General features: G+C 44.8%; 19 protein-coding genes. All 19 read right to left on the bottom strand.

All coding sequences use genetic code 11. The features are described 5' to 3' along the window. Positions 1-29: 29 nt before the first annotated feature. Positions 30-776 carry a Rossmann-like domain-containing protein gene (locus tag BMX69_RS08305; protein WP_100042096.1) on the bottom strand — a complete coding sequence of 249 codons (747 nt, stop codon included), beginning with the start codon at positions 774-776 and terminating at the stop codon, positions 30-32. Continuing rightward, positions 776-1,549 carry an ABC transporter ATP-binding protein gene (locus tag BMX69_RS08310; RefSeq protein ID WP_100042097.1) on the bottom strand — a complete coding sequence of 258 codons (774 nt, stop codon included), beginning with the start codon at positions 1,547-1,549 and terminating at the stop codon, positions 776-778. Before BMX69_RS08310 ends, BMX69_RS08305 begins: the two co-directional genes overlap by 1 nt. Positions 1,550-1,561: 12 nt before the next feature. Next, the gene (locus tag BMX69_RS08315) at positions 1,562-2,578 is read right to left on the bottom strand and encodes a FecCD family ABC transporter permease (RefSeq protein ID WP_100042098.1); all 1,017 of its coding nucleotides are present in this window, start codon (positions 2,576-2,578) and stop codon (positions 1,562-1,564) included. Next, the gene (locus tag BMX69_RS08320; RefSeq protein ID WP_100042099.1) at positions 2,553-3,191 is read right to left on the bottom strand and encodes a nucleoside-triphosphatase; all 639 of its coding nucleotides are present in this window, start codon (positions 3,189-3,191) and stop codon (positions 2,553-2,555) included. Before BMX69_RS08320 ends, BMX69_RS08315 begins: the two co-directional genes overlap by 26 nt. Further along, entirely contained in the window at positions 3,191-4,222 is a 1,032-nt protein-coding gene (locus tag BMX69_RS08325; protein WP_100042100.1) for an XdhC family protein, read from the bottom strand. Before BMX69_RS08325 ends, BMX69_RS08320 begins: the two co-directional genes overlap by 1 nt. A gap of 237 nt (positions 4,223-4,459) precedes the next feature. Further along, the gene (locus BMX69_RS08330; RefSeq protein WP_242941384.1) at positions 4,460-6,058 is read right to left on the bottom strand and encodes a C40 family peptidase; all 1,599 of its coding nucleotides are present in this window, start codon (positions 6,056-6,058) and stop codon (positions 4,460-4,462) included. Between the two features lie 252 nt (positions 6,059-6,310). Continuing rightward, a complete protein-coding gene (locus BMX69_RS08335) occupies positions 6,311-7,108 on the bottom strand; it encodes an ABC transporter ATP-binding protein (protein ID WP_100042102.1) in 798 nt (265 codons plus the stop codon). Positions 7,109-7,110: 2 nt separating this feature from the next. Continuing rightward, positions 7,111-8,025 (bottom strand): ABC transporter permease, encoded by a 915-nt coding sequence (locus tag BMX69_RS08340; protein WP_092250109.1) that lies wholly within the window; start codon positions 8,023-8,025, stop codon positions 7,111-7,113. Positions 8,026-8,198: 173 nt separating this feature from the next. Beyond that, entirely contained in the window at positions 8,199-9,236 is a 1,038-nt protein-coding gene (locus BMX69_RS08345) for an ABC transporter substrate-binding protein (RefSeq protein WP_100042103.1), read from the bottom strand. A gap of 212 nt (positions 9,237-9,448) precedes the next feature. Further along, positions 9,449-10,312, bottom strand: coding sequence for a YitT family protein (locus tag BMX69_RS08350; RefSeq protein WP_100042104.1), 864 nt, complete (start codon positions 10,310-10,312; stop codon positions 9,449-9,451). A gap of 147 nt (positions 10,313-10,459) precedes the next feature. Continuing rightward, entirely contained in the window at positions 10,460-11,977 is a 1,518-nt protein-coding gene (gene galT / locus BMX69_RS08355) for a UDP-glucose--hexose-1-phosphate uridylyltransferase (RefSeq protein ID WP_100042105.1), read from the bottom strand. Positions 11,978-12,066: 89 nt separating this feature from the next. Next, positions 12,067-12,582, bottom strand: coding sequence for a Gx transporter family protein (locus BMX69_RS08360; protein ID WP_025233248.1), 516 nt, complete (start codon positions 12,580-12,582; stop codon positions 12,067-12,069). Positions 12,583-12,697: 115 nt separating this feature from the next. Beyond that, positions 12,698-13,585 (bottom strand): DegV family protein, encoded by an 888-nt coding sequence (locus tag BMX69_RS08365; RefSeq protein ID WP_054792020.1) that lies wholly within the window; start codon positions 13,583-13,585, stop codon positions 12,698-12,700. Between the two features lie 37 nt (positions 13,586-13,622). Beyond that, complete coding sequence (locus BMX69_RS08370) at positions 13,623-15,023, bottom strand: sensor histidine kinase (RefSeq protein WP_100042106.1); 1,401 nt, start codon at positions 15,021-15,023, stop codon at positions 13,623-13,625. A 42-nt stretch (positions 15,024-15,065) separates the two neighbouring features. Continuing rightward, positions 15,066-15,755, bottom strand: coding sequence for a response regulator transcription factor (locus tag BMX69_RS08375; protein ID WP_025233251.1), 690 nt, complete (start codon positions 15,753-15,755; stop codon positions 15,066-15,068). A gap of 87 nt (positions 15,756-15,842) precedes the next feature. Further along, complete coding sequence (locus tag BMX69_RS08380; RefSeq protein ID WP_100042107.1) at positions 15,843-17,498, bottom strand: Na/Pi cotransporter family protein; 1,656 nt, start codon at positions 17,496-17,498, stop codon at positions 15,843-15,845. 101 nt (positions 17,499-17,599) lie between these two features. Beyond that, the gene (locus BMX69_RS08385) at positions 17,600-18,592 is read right to left on the bottom strand and encodes a dipeptidase (protein ID WP_100042108.1); all 993 of its coding nucleotides are present in this window, start codon (positions 18,590-18,592) and stop codon (positions 17,600-17,602) included. Positions 18,593-18,724: 132 nt separating this feature from the next. Beyond that, a complete protein-coding gene (locus tag BMX69_RS08390; protein ID WP_174715236.1) occupies positions 18,725-19,903 on the bottom strand; it encodes an ABC transporter permease in 1,179 nt (392 codons plus the stop codon). Beyond that, entirely contained in the window at positions 19,887-20,546 is a 660-nt protein-coding gene (locus BMX69_RS08395; protein WP_085961668.1) for an ABC transporter ATP-binding protein, read from the bottom strand. Before BMX69_RS08395 ends, BMX69_RS08390 begins: the two co-directional genes overlap by 17 nt. Positions 20,547-20,585: the final 39 nt, after the last annotated feature.

Genomic DNA, 20,585 nt, shown 5'->3' on the forward strand with positions numbered 1-20,585 from the left:
TATTCTGTCGCTTTTGCGGCATATATTTATTATTTAGAAAGCCTTACCGGCAATCCGGAACGGATTACCGCCTTGTGCTCACCTTTTTTCACTAATTCCTCTGTAAGCTTTTTATCCGTTATAAGAGTACCCGCTAACTCCCACACGCCAAAGTTAAAAAGATCAGGAGCGAGAGCCACGCTGGGTCCCACTAATATAACTTTGGCATTCCGCGACAGCTCTAAAAGTCTTGGAAGAGTTTTATTTACCAGGGTAAATCCAGTGATAAAAACATAGTCTCTGTCTGAAAGTATATATTCACAGGCACTGTCCGGATAATCGCCTTCCATTGGATTGCGCTCCAGGATTACACAGGATTCTGCTTCTTTTAAAAATTCCTCTGCAAAGCAGAAATGTCCGATGGTCGCCACCTTTTTTCCTTTGATATCCTCTCGATAGGCCATAAAAGCATCTTCCTTTGACAGCTGTCTGATTGCACCTTCCTTTTCCAGCCTGCTGATCCGGTCCGGCTGATTATAATAGGCATTCACCGCTGCCGCACCGATGCTTGCTTCGGTAAAATTCCATGATTTTATCAGCCCAGCCGCTTCCTTCCATGACATATCCAGTATATTTTTTTCAGTCCTCCTAATGGTCTGAAGCGGATTTGTCGCAGCTGCACCGGTATATCCGCAGACAGTCACTGAAGTCCACTGGATTCCTACAAAATAATCTTCTATCTTTACATCATCTGGTATTGGATCTATCAGACGGTCATACATTTCCCACATATCCATCACCTTCCCCCAGGCATACACACCTTTTTTCCGCTTTTTAAATCCTCATAGATCTCAATAGGCACCTGGTATACGCCTTCCAAAAGCTCTTTTGTAAGGATCTTGTCCGGCTCGCCGAAAGCCGCTATCTTTCCTTCCATCATCACCAGCGCCTTATGGGCAAAATAAAAGACATGCTCCGGATTATGGGTGGATTGTACAATTAAATATCCCTTTTCTGACAGGGTCCGCAGTTCCTCCATAACCCGGATCTGGTTGCCATAATCCAAGCTGGAACATGGTTCATCCATAACCAGTATCTTTGCCTCCTGGGCGATGGCTCTTGCAATCAGTACAAGCTGCTGTTCGCCGCCGCTGATCTGCCCAAATATACGGTCCTTTAGACCGGCAATCTTTAAAAGCTTCAGAGCATTCAATGCCCTTTCTTTTTCTTTCTGTCCCGGGCTTGCAAAGCGGGGCAGCGAGGCCGTCGTTCCCATTAACACCATATCCAGAACCGAAAAAGAGAATGCAGTATCATGGTTTTGGGGTATGTAGGCGATCCTTCCGGCCAATTCCCGTTCTGAGAAGTGCCGGCGTTCTGTTCCATCGATCAGAATCTCTCCATGGTACCCCTTTAGCAGACCTAACATGCACCGAAAAAGCGTGCTCTTGCCTGCACCGTTTTTTCCAAGGACGCAGACCAGTTCTCCTTTGTTGAATGAAAAATTGATCCCCTTTAATACCGGAAAACAATGATATCCGAATTCCAGATCTTTTACTGTCAGCTCCATACTTCCCCTCCTTTATAACCGGTTTCCTTCCCGCAAAATAAGATATAAAAAGAACGGAGCACCAATAAATGCAGTCAAAATACCGATAGGGATCTCACTGGTGGCCAAAAGCCTTGCAAAATTATCCACGATCAGCAGAAAGCTGCCGCCCATAAGCAGTGAGGCCGGCAATAGCCTGCGGTAGTCGCTTCCTACCAGCATTCTGGCAAAATGCGGGATTACCAGCCCTACCCAGCCGATATGTCCGCTTACTGAAACTGCTGCTGAGGTAATTAAAGTTGCGCTGACTACAATGATAAAACGGAGCTTCTTAGCATTGATCCCCATGCTCTTCGCTTCATCTTCCCCAAGGCTTAAAACATTGATCCGCCACCGAAGAAGGTAAATCGGAATTATTCCTATGAGGATCCATGGTGCAGCAAACATAACGTCTTTCTGCCGGATGGATGCCAGGCTTCCCATAAGCCAATAGGTAATGACAGGAAGGGTGTTGGTCGGATCCGCCACCAGTTTTAAAAAAGAGACCGCTGCGGAAGCAAGAGAGCTCACCATCATGCCGGACAACACCAGTCCCAGCACGGGATTATACTTTACCCGGCTGCTGATGAGACAGACAATCCCTACCGCGCCAAGACCAAAAAGAAAAGCGTTTATTGTTACTCCGTTATAACCGAACGAAAAAAACAATCCCAGAGCAGCACCTAATCCCGCACCAGAAGATGCACCAAGAACATCCGGTGATACCATGGGATTTTTAAAGATCCCCTGATAAGCGGCGCCTGCACAGGACAATCCTCCTCCGATCAATGCAGCCATAAAAACTCTTGGCAGGCGGACCTGGAAAACAACCGTCTCTGCCTGGGCCGGCCAAGTGGATTTTATGGGAAAAATCCCAGAGAGAAGGATCTTTAAGAGCGTGTCAGGGTATACCGGGTACCGTCCAAGCAAAAAGGAGCAAAAAAAGCAGATAATAAATAAGAGCACGATGATTCCAAAACGTCTTTTATAGATCCAGTCCCTTTCTACCATGGGTTTCCTTTCCTTCCTTTTCCGTACATTCTCTCAAAAATTCCATAATTTCCGTCTGAATGTATTCTCTTTTTTCGCGTTCAAACGTAAGAATTCGTCCATTTGACCGTTTTACAAGCTTTTCTTCCAAATCCCGAAGAAGCTTGTCCGGGTCCGGCTCTGTGGGAACTCTGGTTCTCATGGCCTCCAGATTTTTCCGGCTTTTCATAACTCCGATGCAGGGCACCTGGCTATCAAGGCAGCAAAGAACCTCTTCCATAAATTCCGGTACAAAAAGTTCTATCCCTCCTATTTCATCCAAAAGGCAGAATTCTTTACGAGTGTAAGAACGAAGAATTTCTATTCCACCGGTTTTAAAGAACTGAAGATTTTTTTGAAATCCATGTTCAGTCCATTCGATAAAGACATTGGTCATTCCTTTTTTATAGGCAGCTGCCGGAATCCATTCTTCCTCTGCCGGGACCATACGAAATCCCATGGTCATCCCATCTTCATTTAACAAACGTTGGGAATAAAATCCTCCAACCATTGGGTGCAAGGACTTTAAGCATTCAAAAAGCAGGGTTGTCTTGCCTTCTCCGGAATCACCTTTTAGAAATAAATATTTTCCCATTACTTTTTTCGCCCTTCCCGAAGAGCCCTAGTAGCAATTAGTTCTCCTGCCACGCTGATGGCAATTTCAGCGGGTGTTTCTGCGTAGATTTCCAAGCCGATGGGGCTGTGACAGCTGTCGATTTGTTCTCTGGTAACGCCGTCTGCCATAAGCTTTTCAGTCAACGTTTCCAGTTTCCTGCGGCTGCCAATCACACCGACGTAGCAGGCATTTTTCGTAAGGACCTGTCTCTGGACAACATAATCCGACTGATGCCCTCTGGTCATAACACAGACATAATCGCATTCCCTTAATTCGAGGGAATCAAAAATCCTTTCATAATCCCCAACAATAGTCCTCTCTGCCAGGGGAAACAGTGTTTTATTGGCAAACTCCGGCCGGTCATCAAAAACAGTACACCGGAATCCTACATGCGCCAGAACAGGCACCAATTCCTGTGCCACATGTCCGCCTCCAAAAATATAGACGCAGCCGGCCCGGACCAGAGGCTCACTGTAATACTTACGTTCACCAAAGTTTTTTTGAACCGCCTTATGTTGAAGAAGGATTTTTCTATCTTCTTCATCAATTCCCGTTATTCCAGTTAATCCCGCGGATTTACTGTAGATACCCAGCCCCCATGTGGTTTCGTTGGTAATATCCATAAACAGCCAGCTGTCTTCATCCTTGTTATAGGCTTCTTCTATCTTCCTGCATAAGTCCTTAAATTCCTGATTTTCATGATCCAGATACTGGAAGTAAACCACTACATCACCACCGCAGATCATACCCAGATCAGCTACCTGCTCCTTTCCAAGTACAAAGCTGTGCATATAGGAGGTCTTTTCCTCAATCGCTTTCTGTGACCGTTTAATGGACCGGTATTCCACCGCTCCGCCTCCGATGGTTCCTTCGGTGGTTCCATCCCGCCTTACCAGCATATGGGATCCTGCACCTCTGGGAGTGGATCCAGAACTTGCAATAATGGTTACCAAAACCCCATCTTCGCCTTTTTCCAGCGTTTCTAGAACTGTTTTGAACAGCTTCCTCATTTCAATACCCCCTCAAAATATTTTATAAAACTGTAACATTTATGCCCTGCCGCAAAAATGACTGCACTTGTCTTCATATCGGATCCCACCTTTCCGTTATATTTTTAAAAATACAACGGCTTTGTTTATTATAATCCTTTTTCCAGAATTTGTAAACCTGATAAAAGTAAAATACAAAAGGTCCCCGGATTGAAATTTAATCAAACATCAACTAAATTTCAATCCGGGGACCTTGTATCAATCACCGATCATGTTACGGATTTTTACCGGTGTCCGGTAATTCCATGTGGAAATTTTAATACCGCTTCGTCTGCTTGCCGCATGGACGATCTGTCCGTTGCCGATATACATGGACACATGGTTAATGGTCCCTTTGCTGTCTGCATAATAGATCAGATCCCCAGGCCTCATTTCGCTGGATTTTACTGCCTTCCCCTTACCTGCCTGAGAGCCGGAATAATGAGGTAGTCCAATGCCAAAATGAGCATAAACAGACATGGTAAACCCAGAGCAGTCGGCTCCCTTCGTGAGGCTGGTTCCGCCCCATACATAAGGATTCCCCAAAAACTGCAGGGCATAATTGACGATCTGCGCCCTAAATGATGCCTGGGCATTGGCTTTTTCCTCTAAAGGAGAAAATTTGATTGCCTCAGGAAGAGCATACCGGACATCAACGTAATCTGTGGATACATAGGCGCTGCTGTTTTCCTCCAGCTCGATCTGTATCCAGCCGTCAATCTGCTTTAAAACCGGATACCGCTCGTTATTTGATATCTGTGTCCATATCTTTGATTCAGTGGAAGGCTCGGTCCTTGCGTTTAACATATCCGTGTTTACGATGGCCATCAGCTCTGCAACCTGCAAGGCCTCATCCTTTGCTGCCTGTCCTGTCAGGATATAATCGGACTTCACATAGCCGGTAATGTTACCGGACTGAATCTTATACCAGCCATCCGTCGTCTCTAAAATATTTCCTGCGGCCTTGCTTGGCATCTTTGCAATAATCTTGCCGTTTTCATTCGGCTCTTCTCTTACGTTCAAATAATTATCCACGTCGGAAATACCGATGTTCTTATAGAGATTAAATATCATGGCCTTTAGATCCAGTTTTCTGGCTTCATTCAGTCCATATTCCAATTTAACGTAATCCGCGGATAAATACCCGGCCGGGATCTGTACCCAGCCCTCAGTCTGGCCTAAGACCTCATACCGCTCATTGGAAAGCGCCTGGCCTACCACATCTGAACTGGTGGAGGGTTCCTTCCTGATATTCATGCTATCGGTCTGAACGATAGCTCTTAACTTCACCAGATCCATTGCTTTCTTTTTTGCGTCTTCCCCTGTTAAAACAAATTCGGAATTTATATATCCTTCAATCCCGCCGGAAGATATTTTGCACCAGCCGGATTCCGTATTCTCCAGGATATCGCAGGCACTGTCTCCCTGGAGTTTTCCGATTACATCCTCCTCGGTACCCGGCGCTTTTCTCACGTTTAAGTATCCTGATACCTGAATGATCCCTAAATTCTTGTAGGAATTTACAACCTTTTCTTTTTCGTCCTTTTCCTTTGCTGCCTGAGCTTCGGACTCGGCCTCTGCATTTATGCCTGCTGATTCCTCCAGTTTTATTGCTGTGGCCTCGGATCCTGTTGCAAGCCCTGCAGGTTTTGCAGAGAGGTGATTCTTCACCGCCATTCCCACTGCAGAAATAACTGCTACGCAGAGAACCGCTGTACCTCCCATTGCCAAAAGTTTCTTATAATCATTCTTACTGCGTTTTTTTCTTGCCTTATCCAAACGAATTATATAATCTTTTTTCTCGTTGTTATTTTCCATCCTGTACTTTCTCTCCATATTCCTGTTTTCTAGCGGAAAGCCAATTCAGACTAAAAGTCTATCTGCCTAAGTATAGCATAAAATGTCATTATTTGCGATATAACCATAGCAAAAAATTATTAAGATTATGTTACATATATTAAGAAAGATACATCCGGAAAAGGCAGATTTGAATCATAAGCCTACAGGCATGAGAACAAAAAACAGGACAGAAAACCCTATAAAAGGTTCCATGTCCTGTAATTTCAACGGCTATTTCGCCAGAATCATTCTGTCATTAGAAAATTCCTCACCGCTTGCCTCTTCGAATTTCTTAAGAAGATCCTCAACTTCCAGTTTCTTTTTTTCTTCCCCTGACACATCATATATGATGCGGCCTTCATGCATCATGACAAGCCTGTTGCCGATCTGGATCGCATCCTTCATGTTATGAGTGATCATAAGAGTCGTGAGATTTTGCTCTTTCACAATCTCCTGTGTAATTTCCAGAACCTTTTTAGCAGTTTTGGGGTCAAGTGCAGCGGTATGCTCATCAAGAAGAAGCAGTTTTGGCTTTTTTAAGGTCGCCATCAACAAGGTAAGCGCCTGTCTCTGGCCTCCGGAAAGAAGCCCGACCTTATTGGTCATACGGTCCTGAAGCCCAAGACCCAGTTTTTTTAGCGCCTCATGGTAAAAAGCTTTTTCGCTGGTCTTAATTCCCCAGGCAAGGCCTCTTCCCTGTCCCCGCCGATAAGCCAACGCCATATTCTCCTGTATTTCCATTCCGGCGGCAGTTCCCAGCATAGGATCCTGGAATACCCTTCCGATATATTTAGCCCTTTTATATTCCGGGTCCCTGGAAATATTGATCTCATCAATCTGGATCTTACCGGAATCAATCGGGTATACTCCTGCTATCATGTTTAACATTGTGGATTTCCCTGCTCCGTTACCGCCGATCACCGTAACAAAGTCACCCTCATTCAGATGGAGGTCAATGCCATTCAATGCCTTTTTTTCATTGATGGTGTTCCTATTAAATGTTTTTCTGACATTCTTAATATACAGCACGGTTATTCTCCTCCTTCTGTATAAGATTTCCTGATGCGCCATTTATTCACCATGACTGGCACGCAAAGCGCCACTGCAACGATCGCAGCCGACAAAAGCTTCATATCATTGGCATCCATACCCATTCTTAAAACCATGGCACGGATCACGAAATATATGACAGAACCCACGACTGCCGAGATAAGTTTACTTGCAAAGGAACGAAGTTTCCCCATCAGCACATCACCAATAACAATAGCCGCAAGGCCAATGACAATCGCACCGGTACCCATACCGATATCCGCGTATTTCTGGCTTTGACAGACCAGTCCTCCGGAAAGTCCTACAAGTCCGTTGCTGATGGTGAGGGCCAAAAGCTTTGTCCAGTTTGTATTGACGCCCTGAGCGCGTATCATTGCCTGATTATTCCCTGTAGCACGCATGGCACTGCCGATTTCTGTTCCAAAGAACCAGTAAAGAAAGAAAATCATTACGATAGCCAGGCCGATTCCGATGATCATTGCGGCGGCCTGCTTGCTTAACCCGGTTACCGCTATGAATTTAGACATAATTGTATCAGTCTTTAAAAGCGGTACATTACTCTTTCCTCCCATAATCCGGAGATTTATGGACCAAAGACCGATCTGTGTCAGGATTCCTGCCAGTATCGCCGGTATTTCAAAGATCGTATGCAGCAACCCGGTCACTGCCCCGGCTGCCATCCCGGCCACTGCCGCAATCCCTAAGGCAATCCAGGGATCAACGTTAAAATTTAGTATCATAACGGCGCATACACAGCCGCCCATGGCAAAGCTTCCATCTACCGTCAAATCGGCAATGTCCAATAGTTTGTAGGTAATGTAAACTCCTAAAACCATAATCCCCCATAAAACCCCCTGAACAACTGCATCCTGAAGGGATACCAACAAACCACTCATCAATCATTCCTCCGCGTATTTTCTCGTTTCATATTTCCTGCAATGCCCAAAGGGCTTTCATAGACATAAATGCCTTACATAAAGAATGAAAGCCCATCCTTTATGTAAAGCATCTATGGCCGGCAGGCGGACCATTCAAACAGGTCCCGCCTGCCGCTCATTTCTTAACCCCCTTATTTAAGGCTGGAAATATCAATTCCCAGGGTCTTTGCTGTTTCCTCATTGACAGTCAGCTTACACTTATCCAAAGGAAGGTATTCAATCGGCATCTTGGAGATATCCGCACCCTCTGTCAGGATCTTTACAGCCTGCTGTCCGGTTAAGTAACCCAGTTCATAATAATCAATGCCATATGTAGCAAGACCGCCGGCATTTACCATACCTTCTTCTCCGCAGATTACCGGAATGCCGTTTTCATTCGCTACCATGCTCACGGTTGCCATACCTGCTGCAATGGTATTATCGGTAGGAGTATAAAGTGCATCTACTTTGCCTACCATGGAGGTAACAACCGTCTGGATCTCGTTGGAGTTGGATACGGTGTACTCTACCGCTGTCATGCCTTCCGCTTCAATTGCATCTTTTGCCATCTTAGCCTGGATTTCAGAGTTGGATTCTGCAGAGCAGAAAAGAATACCCACGGTTTTTGCATCAGGGAGAATCTTTTTTAGGAGAGCTATCTGCTCTTTTACAGGAGTTAAATCAGAGGTACCGCTTACATTTCCTCCTGGGTTATCGTTGCTCTCAACCAGATCAGATGATGCCGGATCAGTGACTGCTGTCAAAAGAATCGGGATATCGCTTGTGGCTCCTGCCACAGCCTGAGCCGCCGGTGTTGCGATCGCAAGGATCAAATCGTCGTTGTCATTAACCAGCTTGCTGGCAATGGTCTGGCACGTAGGCTGGTCACCGGAGGCGTTCTGCTGGTCAACGGTATAGTTAAGACCTGCATCATCAAGCGCCTGGATAAAGCCTTTATTGGAGGCGTCTAAGGCTGCATGCTGTACAAGCTGGAGAACCCCGATTTTATACTGCTTTCCATCCGCTGTCTTTTCTCCTGTGGATTCTGCTGCTTCACTTGTTTTTTCTGTTGCAGTCGTGGTTTCCGGAGCTGAGGTCGCCGTGTCTGGTGCTTTGCTGCCGCATGCTGTTAAGGACAACATCATGGCGCCGGCAAGAACCAATGATAAAACATTTGCTGATTTCTTCATAATCTTCTCTCCTCTTCCTTCCAAAATTTCGTCCTTTTTGGAACTTAATTCGTATCATACTACAAAAAAGATTAGCCGTCAATTTTATTGCTTTAAATTTATGCGTTTTTAATGTGCTAAAGTACATTTTTGTAAAAAATGACGAAAGCTGGTCCCGCATTTCCTGTTCTAATCATTAAAAAAACCGGAGAATCAATGTTCTCCGGTTTTTTTTAATTGGCAAGAAATCCTTTTCCTATTATTTCGCTGGAATTAGATATCAGTATAAACGCTGTTGGTTCCACAGTACGTATATAATTTTTTAGCTTAAGTGCCTGTGAACGCTTCATGGTTGTCAGGATGACTGTCTTTTTATGATGGCTGAACGCGCCCTGTGCCTCATAAACCGTGGCACTCCGGTTAAGTCCATGAATGATATAATCACAGATGGGCCCCGGATCATCACAGATGATGCTGAAACACTTGCACAGATTAATGTTTTCGATAACATCGCCAATCACAAGGGATTTGGCTAATAAACCAAGGGAAGAGAATAACCCTGTCTCCGGTCCAAATACAAAGTAGGCCATAATGACTCCTGTCACATCCACCAGCAAAAGCACGGTTCCAATATTAAGGCTGGTGTACCGTTTCAGAATCATGGCGATAATATCCGTTCCCCCGCTGGAAGCTCCGGTGTTAAAAAGGAGCGCAGAACCTACGCTTGGCAAAAGAATCGCAAAGATCAGTTCCAAAAGTGGTTCCCTGGTAAGAGGCCTTGTAATCGGATACAGCCGTTCCAAAAAGTAAAGAAATAGGGACATCATGAGGGTGGCGTAAACCGTTTTAATCCCAAAGCTCCGTCCCAGGAAGAGAAAGCCAGCCACCAGTAAAACTGTATTCACAATGGTTGTGAACTCACTGGCCGACCAATGGGTTAATGCACTGATTACCGTCGCAAACCCTGTGACACCTCCGAATGCAAAATTATTGGGGAATTTGAAGAAATAAATCCCCACTACCATAATCCAGATACTGAACGTGATCAGTCCATACTCTGCAAGCGTTCTCAGTGTTTTGTTTTCTATCTGCTTCATGACTGTTTGTCTATCTCCCTCCGGCTCCTTTAAGCCGGTTCTGTACGTTTTTGAGTGAATTTATAGTTTCCTTTCACTCCCACTCGACTATACCTCAAAGGGGCGGTAATTACAAACACAATTCCATCTGATATTCTCACAGTCTTTCTATTGTGAACAAGAAGTAAATCCGACACTGGCAAGGAACCGTCCAAATCCATTCCGTCCCTGCTCATCGCATTTGTATACGCCGGAATCCTCCAGAACCCGTTCAAATACCAGGCCAACTTCCTTCTTTAAAATTTCATCCACATTATCTTTTGTCACTTCTTCATATTTTACAAGGAAAGCCTCCGCCCAATCTGCGTGCTTTTCAATGGCGTTTTCGTCTCTTATGCTTTTTCCTTCCACAATGCACTGAGCCAGCAGGTTCAGCTCTTCCTTCAGCCTGGAAGGCAGGACAGCCAATCCCATGACTTCAATTAAGCCGATATTCTCTTTCTTGATATGATGCAGCTCCTGATGAGGGTGGTAAACTCCAAGAGGGAATTCTTCTGTGGTAATATTATTTCTTAAGACCAGATCAAGTTCGTATACGCCATCCCGCATTCTGGCAATAGGGGTGATGGTGTTGTGAGGCTCTCCGTCCGTTTCCGCAAAAATAAAGGCTTCCTCGTCCGTATAAGCCCTCCAGGCATCAAGAATCTTAGTTCCAAGGGCGATTAGGTCCTCCGGATTTTTGCTTCTGGTGCGCAGCACGGACATCGGCCATTTCACGATTCCGGCTTCCACTCCCTCAAAGCCTTCCAACCGGAAACATCTCTCCATAGGGGCCTTTGCCATGGCAAAATCATAATTTCCTCCCTGAAAATGGTCATGGGACAGGATGGATCCTCCTACAATGGGAAGATCTGCATTGGAACCAAGGAAGTAGTGAGGAAACATTTTGACAAAATCAAACAATTTTACAAAGGTATCTCTCTCTATCTTCATGGGAATATGCTTTCCGTTGAAAACGATACAGTGCTCGTTATAATAAACATAGGGGGAATACTGAAAGCCCCACTCACTGTTATTGATTTCAAGACGGATGATTCTGTGGTTATTTCTGGCCGGATGATTGGTCCTTCCGGCATAGCCCTCATTTTCCATACAAAGCTGGCATTTGGGATAACCACCTTGTTTTGCAAGCTTTGCTGCGGCAATCGCCTTTGGATCCTTCTCAGGCTTAGATAAATTCACCGTAATATCCAGGTCACCGTACTTGGTAGGGGTCACCCACCGCATATCCTTTTTAATCCGGTACCGCCTGATATAATCGGAATCCTGGCTCAGTTTATAATAATATCCTGTTGCAGCCTCAGGTGACTGGCCCTGATACAGCTCCCAGAATGTTTTTTCTATTTCGCTAGGTCTTGGCATCAGACAATTCATCAGTTTTGTATCAAACAAATCCCGGTATGTAACACTATCTTCTTCTATGATTCCGGCCTGGCATGCATAATCAAGTAATTCCTGCAAAACAGCTTCCAGATCTATATCTTCCGGTACTCCTTCTGACTCCTCATACTCGTCCATCATCATTACATCAAGGATTTGGTTAAGGGCATAATACCGGTCCGCTTCCCCGATCAAGCCTGTGTTCCGTCCATACTGTACCAGTTTCTTAATTGCCTCGTAAATCATTGTGATGTTCCTCCTGGTTTTTTTATCCTAATATACCTCTCCCATTATACATTTCCAAAAGCGGCAAAACAATATCCTATATTTTGTTTTTATTGCATTTTTTTTATAAAATTACTGATCCTGCTTATAATCATGCCGCCCAGGATCCCTATGATAAGTCCGGCGGCTGTACCGGCGATCAAAAGAAAGGGTAGATAAAAGAATACTCCAGCCTGTTTGACCACAAGGGCAGCCACGCAAACCTGTCCGATGTTATGCCCCACGCCTCCAAGAATACTGATTCCCGTTGTGCCCATCCAGTTTTTTCTCTTGCAAAGAACCATTAGAAGCAGGCTTAAGCTCCAGCCTCCCAGGCTGTAGAGCATGGCAAACAAGTTTCCAAAGGTAAATCCGGTGAGAACGATCCGCAAAAGTGAAATGACAACCGTCCCGCCTGTCCCAACCGTATAGAGCCCCACAACCGTGACCAGATTGGCAAGCCCCAGCTTTACACCCGGTATTCCAAGGGAAATGGGAATCAGGGTTTCTACGAAGCTGAGAACAAATGCCAGTGCAATCAGCATTCCGTACAACGCTGCCACATGTGCTGAATTTTTTACTTTCATAAGAGCTCTCCTTTTTCCTGCATTCAGCATTTATCTTATCACACTTTGGCATTTATGTAAAAGAAAATCCCGGAGAGCATTCTCATTATTATGAAAGTGCTCTCCGGGACCAGAACTAATCTGTTCTTTTATCACCCCAGAAAAATAATGCCACAGTACCAGGTCCGGTATGGGAGCCGATGACTGCACCAATGCTGTTTAACAGCACCTTTCCGGAAAGCTTTTGGAAGCGTTCCTCCACCAGGGCCGCTACTTCCCTGGCATCATTTTCACAGGCGGAATAGGAAAGAAAGCATTGGCCGCTATAATCTCTCCCGCCCTTTGCATGGGCTTCCATTGTGTTTATGATCTCCTGGATGGCCTTTTTCTTGGTACGGATCTTCTGCTTTGGAATCAAATGTCCCGTGTTGTCAATGCTCATGAGAGGGCAGATATTAAGCACCGTGCCAAGCATTGCGGATGTGGCTGAAATCCTGCCTCCCCGCTTAAAACTGGTCAAATCTGTGGAGAAAAACCAGTGATGCACGAATAATTTATTATTCTCGGTCCATTCGGCGGCCTCTTCCAGGGAAACCCCATTATCCCTTAAGTCTGCCACGGAATCGGTCAGAAGACCATAGCCGGAAGAAGCGCCCAGGGAGTCCACAATGACGATCTTTCTATCCGGATATCTGGAACTCATTTCCTCTCTGGCTACGCATGCAGAATTGTAGGTTCCTGAAATACCGGATGAAAGAGTGAGGTGCAGTATATCCTTGCCTTCCTTTAAAAATGGTTCAAAAAAATCACAATATTCTTCCACATTTACCTGGGAAGTCACTGGGGTCGCGCCTTTGGCAATCCGGTCATAAAACTCAGGAAAGGGAATGCTCTGCCCTAAGTCATCCGGATAGGTAACGCCATCCATTGTATAGTGAAAACACACATAAGGAATCTGGCGCTGCTCAAAAAATTCCTTCTTCATATCTACCGTAGAACAGCAGGTTAAAATAAAACGTCCCATATCTGCACACCTCCTATCATTTACTGAATCAATATTATCATATTTTCTCTTGAATTGGAATCTTTACCATAAATTCCGTTCCCATATCAAGCTCTGACCGAACGGTAATGGTCCCATGATAGAAATTAACAATGTGTTTTACAATGGATAGTCCAAGGCCTGTTCCGCCCTGTTTCTTGCTCCGTCCTTTGTCTACCCGGTAAAAGCGTTCAAAGATACGGCTTAAGGATTCTTTTGGAATACCCATTCCATTATCCTTCACACGGATTATTACATTGCGGTCTTCTTCTGTCACCGTGACCCAAACTTCGCCACCAGGCTTATTGTATTTTACTGCGTTGCTTATGAGATTTCCAAATAGTTCCTTCATTTGCTGTCCATTGGCGTAAATACAAAGTGGTTTGCAATCCACATGGACAGTGACTTCATGGGATGCAGCCAGTGGTTTTAAAGATTCTACGATGTCGCCTACAAGAATGGACAGGCGCACATCATTTTTTAATACTTCTGCTTCTTTAGCCTCAAGCCGGGAGATCATAAGGATGTCATTGATGAGATGATTCATGTTGACCGCTTCCTTTTTGATGCGTCTTATGAAATCCATCTTTTGTTCTTCATCCTGAATGATCCCGCTTTCTAAAAGCTCCGCATAGCCCTGAACCGATGTGATCGGGGTTTTTAACTCATGGGAAGCATTACTAAAAAATTCCTGGCGAATTTGTTTTTCAAGCTCAATCTGGTTTAAATATTCTTTTACGTTCTTAGACATCTCCGTTGTCGTTTCCGCAATAATATTAATTTCCGGATACTGGTATTTTTCAAAAGAGAGATCTGTATAATCCCCGTTTACTTTTAACATCTCCTGAGAAATTTCTTTTAACGGCCTTGTAATGGATTTTGAAAAGCTGTCCGCCGAAAACGCGGAATACATAATGGCCATCAGAAAGCTGAGCCAGATCGAAGGTAATAGAAGCATCAGGTATTCTTTCATGCCGGAATAGGGAATTGCCATACGAAGAATATAATCCGCCCGTGAGGAGCGGATCGCTACATAAAGCATATTTACCTTAAGGGTCTTGGAATAGCGTCTGGCTGTGCCGGTTCCCTCCACAAGAGCCTCCTTCACTTCTTCCCTGTCCAAATGATTATCCAGGGAAGCGGCCGGTACATTCCCAGTATCGGCCACAATACTTCCATCCATGCGTATAATTGTAAAACGGCTCTCATTCTCACTAAGTGCCTGCTTTAAATCCCCTATTTCACCGGCAAGATTACTGGAATAATCCAGAATCTCATCCATAGCTCTTAAGGTGTATGTCATGTCTTTTCTGGAATTTTTAAGCAATGCGCTGCTGGAAGCAATATAAAATACAGAACTGCTTAGTATCAGCACTACCAGAATGATCTGGATAAATTTTTTAAAGATCACGCTTCTCATAGATTCCCTCATTCTGCGGATACAGCCAGACGATTGTTTGTCCTACTCTTCCGTCTTAATAAAACGATAGCCTACGCCGCGGATTGTCTTAATGCAGGAACCGCCGTTTTCTCCCAGCTTTTGCCGGAGCGTACGGATATGCATGTCCAGAGTCCTGGTCTCTCCATCGTAATCATACCCCCAGATGTGGTTTAAAAGCTCATCTCTGGTAACAACCTTATTATGGTTCTCCATTAAATACTGCAAAAGCTCAAACTCTTTTAACGTCAGTTCAACCTTAACGCCGTCACAATAGACCTCTCTTGTTTTTTTATTTAAACTTAAGCAATATTGATTCAATTCGTTTGCGTTCGCCTCTCCCCTGGTGCTCCGCCGCAAAAGGCTCCGGATTCTGGCTGCCAGTTCCATGACTCCAAATGGCTTTGTCATGTAGTCGTCAGCTCCGCCGTCAAGTCCTGCCACCTTATCAAACTCCCTGTCTTTCGCGGTAAGAATAAGAATGGGAATATCTTTTAAAGACTCATTTTTCCGAATCCTGCGAATGGCTGTCAGTCCGTCCATACCTGGAAGCATCAGATCAAACACAGCCAGTGCCGGTTTATCTGATTCAATATGCCTTAAGGCATCTTCCGCCATCTCAAAAGCGGATACTTCATAGCCAAAACCTTCCAGGGCAATTTTAATTAAGTCCCTGATGTTGTCATCGTCTTCAATTACATAGATACGTTCCATATATTCTCCTTTCCTTTTTCCTGCCCAAGCTTTTTGGGCATAGAGGAATGCCCGCAGGGCGTTCTTATTTCCCGCCCACGCTTTCTGTTACATTTCATCCCTCACGTAGCCGGCGATATTATGGGCATGGTCTGAAATACGTTCCAGATTGCTCAGTGCGTCCAAAAAGATAATTCCATTTTCCGGTTTACATGTCTGAGCGGATAAACGTTCGATATGACGTTCTCTTAATTCCTCCTCCAGGCTGTCCACACGTTCTTCGCTCTGAATCACTGCGCGGACCTCTGACATGTCTCCAGTTTCCCTGGCTTTTATGGCATGCTCCAAAGAGGATCGGACTTCCTTAAGCATTTCCTTGATTTCATTTTCTGCACCATTTGAAAAAATTATGTTCCGGTTGGATTTTTCTATTGCCAGCTCAGATAAGTTCTCACAATGATCGCTGACCCGTTCAAAGTCACTGATTGTATAAAATAAGTTTTTAACCAGAAGATGCTGCTCCTCATTTAAGGACTGGTTATTAAGTTTTATCAGATAATCTGTGAGTATCTTTTCATAATCATTGATTTTCTGTTCCATTTTTTCCACCAGCTTTGCCTCTGCTTTGTTGTTGCCAAGAAGAGCCGCCGCCGCAAGATCTAAGTTTTCCATGGCAGCATATCCCATACTTACAACTTCATGATTCACATTCTCGATAGCAAAGGAAGGGGTTTCTAAAATTCTTTCATCCAGGTGACGTTTCATCTGGGTATCAGAATCAATCGGTGATTCTTTCTGATCTTCCCGTACAAGCAGACCGGAAGCCTTTACCAAAAGCCCGGCAAAGGGGAATAAAATAATGGTATTGCTCACATTAAATATCGTATGGAAGATGGATATTCCCACACTGCTGATCCGTGAAGCCGCGAAAACCGGATTCAGTTTAAACACGACAAACATGACGCAGCCGAAAATGATTGCACCCACCACATTAAAAAGAAGATGAATGACAGCGGCACGCTTTGCGGTTTTGTTAGCTCCCACGCTGGAAAGCAGGGCGGTAACACAGGTACCGATATTTTGTCCCAAAGTGATAAATATCGCAGACTGCCAGTTTACGATACCGTTGAGAGCCAGTGTCTGCAGAATTCCTACAGATGCTGAGGAGCTTTGAATGATACCGGTAACAACAAGGCCCGCTAAAATTCCAAGAATAGGATTTCTTCCTAAAACGGAAAAGGCCTGGCTGAAAATAGGTGCGTTCCGGTAAGGCGTAATGGAGTCTGACATGAAGGAAAGTCCTATAAACAGAACACCAAAGCCTACCAGAATTTCTCCAACCTGTTTTTTCTTCCCGCTTCCGGTAAAAAGGCTTAAAACAGCGCCCACGCCTACCAGTGCAGGAGCAAAAAACTCGGGTTTCATCATCTCTCCCCATTCACTCATGGATACAATCCAGCTGGTGACGGTGGTTCCGATGTTAGCACCCATTATAATACCAACAGCCTGCTGCAGATTGATGATCCCGGCGTTTACAAAGCCTACCACCATGACTGTGGTGGCCGAGCTGCTCTGAATGATGGCAGTAATTCCGGTTCCCAAAAGCACACCCATGAGCCGGTTGCTGGTAAGGACTCCTAAAAGCTGCTGCATTTTATGACCTGCTGATTTTTGCAGCCCATCAGCCATAGCATCCATTCCATAAAGGAACATTCCCAGTCCCCCGATGAATTTAAATAGCATTTGTAAATCTGCGATTGACATAGCATCCTCCGTTTTTCATGATAATACATTTTTGTAAATACTATATCAAATCTATGTAAAGTAAAATGCACATAAATGTAAAATTTATGTAAATTCTTGTCTTAATGTAAAATTTCTTTGTAGACACGAAGGACATTTCCATAAAAGACTGCCTCAATTTCGCTTTCCGAAAATCCTTCTTTTTTCATATAAACTTCCAATAGGGGTAAGTCTTCCGGAGATTTCATTTCCAAATTTCCCCCGATGCCGTCAAAATCCGATCCAAGTCCAATACACTGGATGCCTCCCACCTTTTTCATATGCTTCATATGTAAAACCATATCTTCCACCCGGCTTAAGGCTCCTTCCCCCTTCTTCCAGTCATGAAGAAAATCAGCGCAATAATTGATTCCGGTCACGCCGCCTCGTTCCGAAAGCTTTCTAATCATATCGTCCGTTAAGTTTCTTGGGTTGGAGGCAATGGCTCTTGCATTGGAATGGCTGGCCACAAATGGCTTTTCCGTATACCGGAACATATCTTCTATCCCGGCATCCGACAAATGGGAGACATCGATAACCATTCCCAGCCGTTCCATCTCCTGAACAAATTCGATTCCCTTTTCCGTAAGCCCATGCTCCATCTCCGGTTCAAAAAAGGCCTCTCCGTTTTCCTCCCAGATCCGGTTGGGATGCCCCAGTTCATTTTTATAGTTCCATGTAAGGGTGGCCATCCGGACTCCCAGACGGTAAAAACTTCTTAAGAATGCCAGTTCTCCCTGGCAGACGCCTCCTTCTTCTATGGTAAGCATGGCAGACATCTTTCCATTCTTCCGGTTTTCTTCAATATCCCTGTAGCTTTTTACAATACCTATGATATCTTCGTATTTCTCCAGCTCCGTATAAAATAGGTCAACAAGCTTCATACAATATTCAAACGGATGCTCCTGCCTGGCGAGATTTGTATACAAAGCAAAGTTCTGTAAGCAATAATCGCCTTTTTTCATTCGCTCCAAGTCAATATGACAGTCATTTTTTAAGATGGAAAAGACCTTTCCCTCTTCCCTCCGGTAAAAAAGCTCTGAAATGGTATCACAATGCATATCAACAACTTTCATAATTTCTTCCCTTTCTCTTAATTCACTGAAATTACTCTACGCAAAAGGAGCAGCCCAAAAATGAGCTACTCCTTTGGTAACTATGCAAATAGTAACACCAATATGATATATTTGCAAGAAAATATTAGATATTTACTCGCTGCGCAGAGCGTCAATAGGATTCAAAGCAGCAGCCCTTCTGGCAGGCATATAGCCAAATAAAAGGCCGATCCCCACGGATACGCTGAAGGAAACCATGACGGCACCGGGTGTTGGTGTGGCATTCATTCCCATAGCAGTTCCAATGATGGTAGTTGCCACGGAGCCCACCAGGATACCAACAACCCCGCCAAGAGAGCTGGTAACTGCGGCCTCTATTACAAACTGCTGCATGATGTTGCGTTTTTTTGCCCCCAGTGCCTTCCTGATTCCGATTTCTCTGGTACGTTCCGTTACGGACACCAGCATGATATTCATAACTCCAACTCCGGCAACTAAAAGGGAGATCCCGGCGATTCCGCCAAGCATCATGGACATCATGGACATCATGGAATTTAAAGAGTTTAAAAGCTCACTCATAGCAGTAATGCGGTATAAGTCTTCATCCTTGAAAATCCCATAAAGAAAGGTATTGATGGCCTCTTTGGCCTCTGCGGAGTGGTCCATGTCGGCAGTAGCAAAGACATAACTGTTTATGTCTGCAGTGTTGTTCAACTTGGCGGAACTGCTGTAGGGAAGGTACAAAACGTCGTCTGAACCGCCGGCCTTTAGCTCATCCTCATCCTGTCTGGATACCACACCAATAATCTGGTATGCATAACCGTTTATTTTTATGGTCTGTCCAATGGCTTCTTCTGCTCCTCCATATAATTCCCAAGCCACATAATAACCTGCAACACAAACTTTTTGTCTGGATAGGACATCGGAATATTGGAGGAACCGCCCTGAATCCAGGGTCTGATCCTTCATTTCCAGATATTCTTCGCTGACACCGGATACCGTAGTATTGGTCAGGGATTCCGTACCGTTTTTTAGGGTAGAGGACAAGGAAACCTTTGGCGTCATCTGAGAAAAAAGATTTTTGTTGTCTTCATAAAACTGATACATCTGATCCACGGTTACGGACCTGGATGAAAGATTGGTTACGTTCACATTGATCTGGTTGGTACCCATGCTGGTAAATTGTTCCGTCATATAGGACATTTGTCCGTTTACAAGACTCACCAGAATGATAACCGATGCCACGCCGATAATGATTCCAAGCATGGTGAGAAAGGAACGCATCTTATTACCCCAGATGCTCTTTAAAGCCATTTTAAAGGATTGCAGAATATTCATTTACGTCTCCATCGAAATTAATTTTACCATCGTGTACCCGGATCACCCGCCTGGCTTCCTTTGCAATGGCGCTGTCATGGGTGATCATGACGATGGTATTTCCCTCATCGTTCAGCTTTTTTAAGAAATTAAGGACTTCCCGGCTGGTTTTTGAATCCAGAGCCCCCGTAGGCTCATCGGCCAGAATCAGGGAGGGATCTCCTGCCAGCGCCCTTGCAATGGAAACCCTCTGCTGCTGGCCTCCGGAAAGCTGATTGGGAAAATTTTTCCACTTTTCCGCCAGGCCAACCCGTTCCAGAGAGGCCATGGCCCGTTTGTTCCGTTCATTGGTTCCTGCCCCTGCATATAACAGGGGCAGTTCCACATTTTCAAGAAGATTCAGTCTGGGAAGCAGATTGTACTGCTGGAAGATAAAGCCAATCATCTTATTCCGTATCCCGGCCAGCTGGTTATCCGACATCCTGCCCACATCCTCACCGCCCAGAAGATATTCTCCTGACGTGGGAACATCCAGTGCGCCTATAATATTCATGAGCGTGGATTTTCCGCTTCCCGACTTTCCTACAATAGCCACGAATTCCCCGTGGCAGATGGTCAAAGACACGCCGTTGTTTGCACGGACCTCCTCCTCTCCCATCTGGTATATTTTATAGATATCTTTTAATTCAATCAAGGT

The sequence above is a fragment of the Lacrimispora sphenoides JCM 1415 genome, from assembly GCF_900105615.1.
Lineage (GTDB): Bacteria > Bacillota > Clostridia > Lachnospirales > Lachnospiraceae > Lacrimispora > Lacrimispora sphenoides.